Annotated in this window: 7 protein-coding genes; 4 read left to right on the top strand and 3 right to left on the bottom strand. The window is 68.2% G+C overall.

Going from position 1 to position 9,337, the window contains the following annotated elements; translation table 11 throughout:
* Window positions 1–432: 432 nt before the first annotated feature.
* Window positions 433–2,733, bottom strand: a complete 2,301-nt coding sequence (locus L942_RS17790; RefSeq protein WP_081655112.1) for a terpene synthase family protein — start codon at window positions 2,731–2,733, stop codon at window positions 433–435.
* A gap of 167 nt (window positions 2,734–2,900) precedes the next feature.
* Here L942_RS17790 and L942_RS17785 point away from each other — a divergent pair, with 167 nt between their 5' ends.
* From L942_RS17785 to L942_RS17770, 4 genes are all read left to right on the top strand, one after another.
* Window positions 2,901–3,242, top strand: a complete 342-nt coding sequence (locus tag L942_RS17785; protein ID WP_081655111.1) for a GNAT family N-acetyltransferase — start codon at window positions 2,901–2,903, stop codon at window positions 3,240–3,242.
* A gap of 175 nt (window positions 3,243–3,417) precedes the next feature.
* Window positions 3,418–4,434, top strand: coding sequence for a S1 family peptidase (locus L942_RS17780; protein ID WP_037361702.1), 1,017 nt, complete (start codon window positions 3,418–3,420; stop codon window positions 4,432–4,434).
* Window positions 4,435–4,530: 96 nt separating this feature from the next.
* Window positions 4,531–5,373 (top strand): SCO6745 family protein, encoded by an 843-nt coding sequence (locus tag L942_RS17775; protein WP_037361700.1) that lies wholly within the window; start codon window positions 4,531–4,533, stop codon window positions 5,371–5,373.
* Window positions 5,374–5,441: 68 nt separating this feature from the next.
* Complete coding sequence (locus L942_RS17770) at window positions 5,442–6,197, top strand: SDR family NAD(P)-dependent oxidoreductase (RefSeq protein WP_037361698.1); 756 nt, start codon at window positions 5,442–5,444, stop codon at window positions 6,195–6,197.
* A 4-nt stretch (window positions 6,198–6,201) separates the two neighbouring features.
* On the opposite strand, the gene L942_RS17765 is transcribed toward L942_RS17770, so the two are convergent.
* Both L942_RS17765 and L942_RS17760 read right to left on the bottom strand, forming a co-directional pair.
* Window positions 6,202–6,618 carry a VOC family protein gene (locus L942_RS17765; RefSeq protein WP_037361696.1) on the bottom strand — a complete coding sequence of 139 codons (417 nt, stop codon included), beginning with the start codon at window positions 6,616–6,618 and terminating at the stop codon, window positions 6,202–6,204.
* Between the two features lie 32 nt (window positions 6,619–6,650).
* On the bottom strand, window positions 6,651–7,937 hold the full coding sequence (locus L942_RS17760) for a GGDEF domain-containing protein (RefSeq protein WP_200862851.1): 1,287 nt from the start codon (window positions 7,935–7,937) through the stop codon (window positions 6,651–6,653).
* Between the last annotated feature and the right edge of the window lie 1,400 nt (window positions 7,938–9,337).

Below are 9,337 nucleotides of genomic sequence, written 5' to 3'. Positions count from 1 at the left end.
CACCCACCGCCCGCAGGGAGGCTTCGTATCGGGGTGCAGGGCGGGGGCTGGGTGCCTCGATGGTTGGGTGCGGTGGCTGCGGTTGGGTGGGCTGGGTGCCTCGATGGGTGGGTGGAGCGGCTGCGGTTGGGTGGGCTGGGTGCCTCGATGGGTGGGTGGAGCGGCTGCGGGGCGGGGGCTGGGTGCCTCGAATTTCGGGTGCGGCGGCTGCGGTTTTCGGGGGCGTCCCTAGGCGGCATGGGGTGTGTCTGACGCGCCGAACGCCGTATTGGGTGCGAGGGGTGCGCCGAACGCCGCGTTGGGTGCATTCCGGCGGCGTCTCCTGGAGTGAGGCGTGAAGGGCTTCTTGAATGGTCCGTGAAGGGGCCCCTCACGGACCGTCGCTGGTCGTGCGGGGGGCCCTGAGGGAATCTGCGTCTGTGAGGGTTCCCCTCACGACCAGCAGGTGGAGTGGGGTGCCGCGGGGATGCGCAGCGATTGGGTGCCTAGGCCGGTAGCGCCCAGGTGGAGACCTGGCTTGCCGCCTAGCGGGGTGGGTGGGGTGCCGGTGCAGCCTGGATGCTGCAGGGCTTTCGGGGTGGCGGACGGTTCGACGTGGAGTTGCGCGGCTCGGACTCGGTCCAGTTCTTCGTCCGTGTACCGGGCGGACTCGTGGTGCCAGTTCGCGATGCCGGTCATCAGGTTCTTCAGCAGCTCCGCGTACTCGGTGAGGGTGGCTCGTGCTTCCGCGTCCAGGCCGTAGTCGGCGAAGAGTCCGGGCAGGCCTACGTCCGCTGCGTGCCGGAATTCGGCGAGTCTTGCTGCTGCCAGGTCGGCGACGATCTGGAGGGCCCGGTCTTGCGCCACGTCGAGGAAGGACCGGACGACCAGCACCGCGTTGTGCAGGTCGCCTTCGTACTCGATTTCCTTGCGGTAGGAGACCAGATCGTTGACCAGCCAAAGGTAGTCGGCGGCTGAATCTTCCAGTGCTTCGATGACTCGGTTGCGGCGGATTTCCGGCGGCACGGTGCGGCTGTTGGCGAGGCGGCTGACGCTCGTCACCAGGTCGGAGCCGAAGGTGCGGCGGCGCATTTCGACGTAATCGATGGGGTCCGGGATGCGGTTCTGCGCCTGGTTGGCCGCTTCCCACACCCAGGAGTCGAGCATCGACTCGACGGCCGCGCGGAAGACTTCGCGTTCGGCGGGGCTCAGCGGGCCGGTGGTGCGTTGCCACAGATCGGCCAGGCCGGTTTCCAGTGCGGTCTGTGTCGAGGGCGGAGGCGCGCTGTCGGTGGGCATGAAGAGTTTGAGGCGTTCGGTGGTCAGCCTGGTGGCGGGCAGGTCGGGGGCGAGGACCTCCGCGTAGTAGTCGTCGGCGTAGGTGCCCCAGGTGAGCCAGTCGTTGGTGAGGGACAACTGCTCCGGAGACGCGTCAGGGCAGATGCCGGCAGCGGCCAACGGGATGTCGGACGCGCGCAGGCGGGTGGTGTCCCAGACGCCCTCCGACAGGAGGCCTATGCGCAGCGGCCAATCGGCGATTCTCTTGCGTTCTGCGGTTAGGTGCGGGCTTACCCGCAGGGGAAACGGCAAAGGCAAGGCGGGAAGGGCGACTGGACCCAGTTGTTCGTACGGCTGGTGCGTGAAAGCTCGCGTGCGCTGGGGTGCGGTGCTGACGACAGAGCGGAAGATCCGGGCGGCGGAGGTGCCTAGGCCGGTTGGGCCGCGGAGCAGCTCTGGGCCGCCGCGAGTGTCCAGGGCGCCTTTGTTCATGTACCGGCTTGAGCGCAGATGCCATTCGTGTCCGCCGGATTGCCAGTCTTGCAGGCCTTTGACATAGGCGAAGGTCTCGGCTCGTCCGGCTGGCGGCACGCCGTTTTCTTCGAATAGTGCGGGGACTTCGGTGAGGGCAGTGTGTTCGAATTGGTGCAGACGCGACGTGAGCAGGTCGTTTACCGCGTCCGCGGCCTCTTGGGTGCTGCAGTCCAGGAACTTCTCGAAGACCAAAACGCTGTTGGACAGTTCGCCTTCGTCCTCGACCTCCCGCTGGTAGGAGAACAGGTCGTTGCGCAGGTGCACGGCGTCGGCGAAGCAGTCGCGCAGAACTTCCATCGGGCGTTGAGCTGCGATTTCGTCGGGGACCTCGGCGTTCAAGGAGTGTTCGACCAGGTTCGCGGACCAAGGTGCGCCGCCGACTTTGCGGCGCATCGCGACGTACTCGATGGGGTTCGCGATCCGGCTCTCGTTGATGTTGGCCAGTTCCCAGAGGGATTCGTCGAGGAGATTGCGGGTGCTTTCGCGGAACCGTCGCCGCCAGCCGGGCGAACGGTGCGGGACGGTGCGGTTCCACAGGTCGGTCAGGCCGCGTTCGACCGGATTTTCCGGGGTTTCGGTGATTTCGCCGTCGGCGGGCATGAAGCGGGCGAGACGGTCCAGGTAAGCGCGGGCGTGTTCGATGTCGCCGGTGCGTTTGAACAGTTCCACGAAATGGTCGTCGAAATAGAATACCCAGACGTACCAATCGGTGACGAGGTCGAGTTCCCGCGGGGCGGCGTCGGGGTGCGTGTACGAGCACAGCAGCGCGTAGTCGTGGGAGTCGAGGTCGTGCTCGTTCCAGATGACCGTGCCGTGCTGGGGCACGTCGATCATGTCCATCGTGTACGCCCACGCCTTGCAGTGCTTCCGCGCGCCGTCGAGGTGCGGGTTCAGCCGGGCCGGGTGCGGCAGATAGAACTCGGGCAGGACGAACGGCTGCACGCGTGCTCCCCTCGCGTTCGCGGGTACCGATTCTCCGAGGCAAACAGACCGCACCGGCGCGCCGGAAGGCCCGCGCTGGCACGCCACTCCTGCGATCGCGGCGCATCGCTCATGCGGCCGAGGACGCGGGCTGTTTTGATGGGCGCTGAGTACCGCCGCGTCGCTCGATGGTGGAGATCGAGGCGCCGACCAGCGAGGAGCCGAAGATGAGCGAAGAAGAACCCCGGGTCACCCGCAACGACAGCGAAAATCGCTACGAGGTGTATGCCGACGGCAAGCTCGCCGGCTTCGCCGAATTCACCCCGAAAGACACCGAAACCGTCTTCACGCACACGGAGATCGGCGACGAGTTCGGCGGACGCGGCCTCGGCAAGGTGCTGGCGAAGGCGGCGCTGGACGACGTCGTGGCGCGCGGCGGGGTGATCGTTCCGGTCTGCCCGTTCATCGCCGGCTACCTGCGCAAGAACGAGGGCTACGCCGAGCACGTCCGCTGGCCCGGGCAGCGCTGACCCCTCCGGGTGGCGCCGTTCGGCTGATTCCAGGTGGTCCGAACGGCGCAGCCATGTCCGGTTGGTCCGCATTTTTTGGTTATTAACCAACCTTCGTCGGTTTCGCGTTGGTTGCCGGGCAACAAAAGTGTGGGGCGTCCCACCGGTCGGTTTCAGCCCACCTGGAGGAAGATCCATGACTTCCCGGAAGACGCTCGTCGCGGGATTCACCGCACTGTCGGCCGCGGCCTTGACCGCCGGCATGTGCGTGAACGCCGCCTCGGCAAGCCCGATGGCGTTCGCCCAGATGCAGGCGAAGGCGATCACCCAGGCGACGCAGGTCGCCGACACGCTCGGCGCCGGAAACGGCGGCATCTACCTCGAACGCGGCAAGGCGGTGCTGAACGTCACCGACGCCGCGGCGCAGGAGAAGGCCAAGGCCGCGGGCTTCGCGACCAAGCTCGTCAAGCACAGCTTCACCGCCCTCACCGGCGCGAAGAACCAGATGGACGCCGTGAAGAACGTGCCGCAGACGTCGTGGGGCATCGACACCAAGACCAACCAGGTCGTGGTGAAGATCTACGACGCGGCGTCCCAGGCCACCAAGGACAAGGTCACCGCGGCCGCGGCGAAGCTGGGCGACGCGGCGCGCGTCGAGCACCGGTCCGGCAAGCTGGCCACCTACATCGCGGACGGCGACTCGATCAACAACGGCCAGTTCACCTGCTCGCTCGGCTTCAACGTGACCAAGGGCGGCCAGCCGTACATGCTGACCGCGGGCCACTGCACCAACGAGGGCGGCACCTGGTCCGGCGGCGACGTTTCCGGAGCCCAGGTCGTCGAAAGCGACTGCCCCGGAGCCGACTCCGGCCTGCTGACCCGCCCGAACGGCACCGGCCCCGGCGCGATCAACACCGGCCAGCAGATCACCAGCGCCGGCAGCCCGACCGTCGGCGAGCAGATCCAGAAGATGGGCCAGACGACCGGCGGCGGCAGCGGCGAGGTCACCTCGGTGGACGAGTCGGTCAACTTCGACGTCGGCGTCCTGAACCACGAGTTCGGCACCACCGCCCACACCGACCACGGCGACTCGGGCGGCCCGGCGTACGACGGTTCGAAGGGCCTCGGCACCCTCTCCGGCGGCGACACCCAGACCAGCTACTTCTACCCGCTGACTCTGGAACTGCAGTCCTACGGCCTCGAGCTCGCCTGAGGCATTCAGCTCCACAGCCCGTCGCCCCTCTTCCGGGGCGGCGGGCTTCTTTTCGTGCCGCGGTTTTTGTCGTACCCCGGCCTTAGAGTTGGCCGCATGAAGCCGAACCCGGCCCGAACCCTCTGGACAGCCATCGAACCCCTGCACGCAGTCGTCTACTTCGCCGCGGAACCCGCCGCGGCGGCGAAGGAGGTCGGTCTGCGCGGCTGGTGGATGGGCTATTTCGCGGGCCGGGCGGCGCCGCTCGGCCCGATCGGCCCGGAACCGGTCACGTCGATGTTCTTCGGGTTCGCGCCGCGGATGGTCGCGCGAGCGTTGCCGGACGCGTGGTCGTTCGCCTCGCCTGCCGAGGTGGTGCGCACCCGGGTGGAAGCGGTCGAAGCAGCGTTGGCGCGGCTGCTCGGCACGGAAACCGTCGACGAGCTGGTCGCGTTGCTGGAGCAGGCAGCCGCCGCCTGCCAGTTCGACGCCCGGCCGCTCGCCGCGGCGTGGGCCGCGGTGCCTCGCCCGGACCGGCCGCTGGCCCGGTTGTGGCTGGCGACCTGCGTCCTGCGCGAACACCGCGGCGACGGCCACGTCTTGGCCGCCGTCGCCTCCGGCTTGTCCGGGCTGGAAACCACCCTCACCCACGTCGCGACCGGAGCGACCTCCCGCAAGCAAGTGCAGCGCGCCCGAGGCTGGACTGACGAGGAATGGTCCGCGGCAACGGAAGGCCTGACTGAGCGCGGGCTGCTCGACGCGGAGGGACTGACCCCAGCGGGCGCGGAAGTCCGCCGAACCATCGAAGAAACCACCGACCGGCTGGCCGGCGCGCCGCTCGAAGCACTCGGACCGGCCGGCGTCGACCGAGTGCTGGACCTGGCGATCCCGCTCAGCCGGCGGATCATCGACGATGGAGGTGTTCCCATTCCCAACCCGATGGGCGCGACCCGCCCCTGAGGACGCTGTCGATTCCCCGGTTCCCCGCTCGACGCACTGGTGACAGTCACGAGAAGGGAGCCCAGCAGATGCTGCTCGAAGGCAAAAACGCGGTCGTGTACGGCGCGGGCGGAGGTATCGGCGGCGCGTTCGCCCGGGCGTTCGCGGAGGAAGGCGCGCGGGTCTTCCTGGCTGGACGCACGCGCGAGAAGCTGGACCGGGTTGCCGGCGACATCCGCGCCGCCGGCGGCACCGCCGACGTCGCGGTAGTCGACGCGCTCGACGAGAAGTCGGTCGACGCGCATGCCGACGGGGTGGTCGGAGCCGCGGGCAGTCTCGACATCTCGGTGAACGTGATCAGCCACGGCGACGTCCAGGGCACCCCCATGGTCGAGATGTCGCTGGCTGACTACGAGCAGCCGGTGGTCAACGGCGTCCGCACCACGTTCCTCACCATGCGGGCGGCCGGGCGGCACATGAAACGCCAAGGCAACGGTGTCGTCCTCCTCTTCGGCGGCGACGGCGATCCAGTGCGCAACCACGCGGTCGGCGGTCTGCAAGTCGGGTTCGCCGCACTGGAAGCGATGCGCCGCCAACTCGCTGCCGAACTCGGCCGGTACGGCGTGCGCACGGTAACCCTGCGGACTGGCGGCGTTCCGGAAACCCTTCCAGCTGATTTCCCCGGAGCCGAGGAACTCACCGCGGAACTAGCCGGGTCGACGATGCTCGGGCGCACCGCGACGCTGGCCGATATCGGCGCGGTCGCGGCGTTCGCGGCGTCCGACCGCGCCCGCACGATGACTGCGGCGACGGTCAACGTCAGTTGCGGTGCGCTGGTGGATTAGGCCGCTACCCCTTGGCGCGGGCGGAAATCTGCTGGACTGACCAGCCGTTGCCGTCGGGGTCGGAGAAGTGGACGAACCCGATGTTGTCGAGGTCTTCGAGCGCGCCGGTGCCCGGATCCGGGCCGTAGAGCTGGAGTTCGCTGACCTCGACGCCGCGTCCCGCCAGCTCCTCGCGAGCCTTGCGGACGTCGGCGACGACCAGCTGCAGCCCCTTCAGCGATCCCGGCGGCATGTCCGGGACCATGCCCTTGCCCAGGACGATCGAACAGCCCGAGCCGGGCGGCGTCAGCTGCACCAGGCGCTGCCCCGGTCCGGGGCTGATGTCGTGGTCGAGGCGGAAGCCGACCTGATCGACGTAGAACGCTTTCGCCCGGTCCACCTCGCTCACGGGAACGACCACGACCTCGAGAGTCCAGTCCATGGACGAGTTCTAGCGGCGGCCTCCGCCGACGGTCAAGCGCTCGCCAGCTCCACCCGGTTGCGGCCGGCCTGCTTGGCCCGGTAGAGCGCGGCGTCGGCGGCCACCAGCACGTCGTCGACGCTGGAGAGGTGCTTGGCGGGGTACAGCGCGCAGCCGATCGAAACGGTCAGGTCGCTGATCACCGACTCCTGGTCCGGCAGCGCGACGACCACCTGCGGGATCCGCCGCCGGATGCGGTCGGCGATGTGGCCGAGGTGCTCGGCGCTCGGGATGTCCGGCAGCGCGATGGCGAATTCCTCGCCGCCCCAGCGGCCGCACACGTCCTGCTCGCGGACCTCGTCGCGCAGGGAGAGGGCGATCTCGCGCAGCACCAAGTCGCCGGTGGGGTGGCCGTAGGTGTCGTTGATGGCCTTGAAGTGGTCGAGGTCGAGCAGCAGCACGCCGACGCTGTCCTGGTTCGCCCGCGCGCGTTCGAGATAGCGTTCGGTGACCGTGCGCCACCAGCGTTTAGTGGCCAGTCCGGTGGTGACGTCGGTGCGCGCGTCGCGCTGGAACTGGGTGAGCAGCAACCCGCGGTGCAGTGCGACGAGCGCGATCACGACGCCCGCCAGGATCAGCGGGTTGGCCAGCAGCAGCAGGGCCGCGGTGACCAGGCCGAGCCCGATCGCGCCCGCTTCGAGGAGCTGGTCGCCGAAACCGGAGAACAGGTCGGCGAACGACCGCGGCGGGCTCGACAGCGCGATCGCGACCATGACGAGCGCGGTGTTGATCGCCCAGCGCAGCCCAGCGGCCAGCACGAAAACCATGAGGTCGAGCAGACCCGGACCGAAGCCGCTTGCAAGCACTCCCGGGTAGGAGTGCATGCCGAGCGCGAGCACCGCGACGGCGGCTTGCGTCCCGCACAGCACGGACGCGCAGGAGAAAATCCAGCGGTGCGGCAGGACCGGCCGTTCGCGCGGCCAGATCCGCCACCACGCGACGGCATAGGTGAGCACGACCATCGCCGACGCGAGGATCGCCGGCAGCGCCACCACGGCGGCGATGCTCCACACGGCCTTGGTGTCGACGTACGCGACGGTGGGGGCGCGGCTGTACTCGCGCTGCCGTTCGATGTGCCGGGTCGCCTCGATCGCGAGCGCCGCGCACACCGCGAGCACTCCGAAGCGGATCAGGTCGATTTGCCGCACCGGGGCGAGCCACGCGGTGGCGAGGGTGGTGCCCACTGCCACGACGTTGACCAGCAGCACGTACATGCGGACGTGAGAGGGCAACCGCCATAGGCGCCAGCCTGTGAACCACCCGGCAACTCGTCCGCGCACTCTTCACCTCACCCGATTGGCTTCTACGGTAAACGACGAGGCGCGTTGTGTGCTGCCTGTCGTCCGGACTCTGGGAAGCCCCGGGGCGATTTCGCCCGGACAGCCCAGCGCCAGACGGCCGGCGAGGGGAGGTGGCCACTGTGAGTAGTGGCCAGCTGCTCCGAATCCGGGCCGGACCAGGGAATCCCGAGGCCCCCTTTCGGCCTCCCCCGGCCACTTTCGGTGACTGGTCTCCCGGCGATGACGTGCGAAAACCGCCGAAGGCGCGACTCTGAAACGGAGGTGACGACGGTGCGCGACAACAACTGGGCGGCTCTTCCGTGACCTCGGTCTCGCCGTCGGTCTCAACTTGAGGTCGAGGGTTCGGTCTCCGCAGCTGAGAGGAGGTGCCCACAGTGCGGGACAACAACTGGTGAATACGGCTGAACCGGGAATCCGGCATGCGGAAAGGAGGGGTCGAGATGCGGGACAACAACTGGACTCGCTGAGGCGGCCGGGCCATCGGAAATGGCGGACGGAAAGGAGGTGGCTGCGGTGCGTGACAACAACTGGACCCGCTGAAACGCCTGGAAGCACCGCACGAAAAGCGGTGAGAGGAGGTGGCAACTGCCATGCGCGACAACAACTGGACTCGTTGAGGTTTCTGAACCCGCTGCTCGCTGGCTGTCGATTCGTGGAGGGAGCTGCCGCCGTGCGCGACAACAACTGGAGCCGCTGAAGTCCGCTGTTCGCCGATCGCCGAGGAGGAAGGGGAGCCCTGTGCGGGACAACAACTGGACTCGCTGAATTCCGCTGATTACTGACCGTCGAACCGCGAAGGGAGCTGCTCGCGATGCGTGACAACAACTGGATTCGCTGAATCTCCGAGATCACCGACCGCCGACCTCGCGAAAGGAGTCGCCGCCGTGCGCGACAACAACTGGACCCGCTGACCGCCGCGTCCACCAGCCGTCGAGCCATGAAGGGAGCTGCTCGCGATGCGTGACAACAACTGGACTCGCTGAACCCTCGCGACCGCCGTCCGCCGAGCCGGGAAAGGAGCTGCCATGCGCGACAACAACTGGTCTCGCTGAGCCCCGCCGACCATCGCCCGTCAACTCGGGAAAGGAGCCGCTGCCGTGCGTGACAACAACTGGACCCGTTGAGCCCGCCGACCACCGTCCGCCGAGCTGTGAAGGGAGCTGCCATGCGCGACAACAACTGGACTCGCTGAACCCCCACGACCACCACCGATCAACGCACGAAGGGAGCTGTCGCGATGCGTGACAACAACTGGACCCGCTGAGCCCCGCCGACCACCACCGATCAACGCACGAAGGGAACCGCCGCCATGCGCGACAACAACTGGACCCGCTGACCGACCCCAGGGCCCGTCCCCCGAGGAGGTGAGAGGGCATGCG

The sequence above is a fragment of the Amycolatopsis orientalis DSM 43388 genome, from assembly GCF_000411975.1.
Taxonomy (GTDB): domain Bacteria; phylum Actinomycetota; class Actinomycetes; order Mycobacteriales; family Pseudonocardiaceae; genus Amycolatopsis; species Amycolatopsis orientalis_D.
Note: the sequence above shows the minus strand (reverse complement) of the source record. Positions and strands in the feature narration are given on the sequence as shown.

What these genes read in the sequence shown, in the direction of transcription:
- L942_RS17775 (WP_037361700.1), top strand. Translation starts at nt 4,531, where the DNA reads ATGAAGCCGAACCCGGCCCGAACCCTCTGGACAGCCATCGAACCCCTG.
- L942_RS17785 (WP_081655111.1), top strand. Translation starts at nt 2,901, where the DNA reads ATGGTGGAGATCGAGGCGCCGACCAGCGAGGAGCCGAAGATGAGCGAA.
- L942_RS17770 (WP_037361698.1), top strand. Translation starts at nt 5,442, where the DNA reads ATGCTGCTCGAAGGCAAAAACGCGGTCGTGTACGGCGCGGGCGGAGGT.
- L942_RS17765 (WP_037361696.1), bottom strand. Translation starts at nt 6,618, where the DNA reads ATGGACTGGACTCTCGAGGTCGTGGTCGTTCCCGTGAGCGAGGTGGAC.
- L942_RS17780 (WP_037361702.1), top strand. Translation starts at nt 3,418, where the DNA reads ATGACTTCCCGGAAGACGCTCGTCGCGGGATTCACCGCACTGTCGGCC.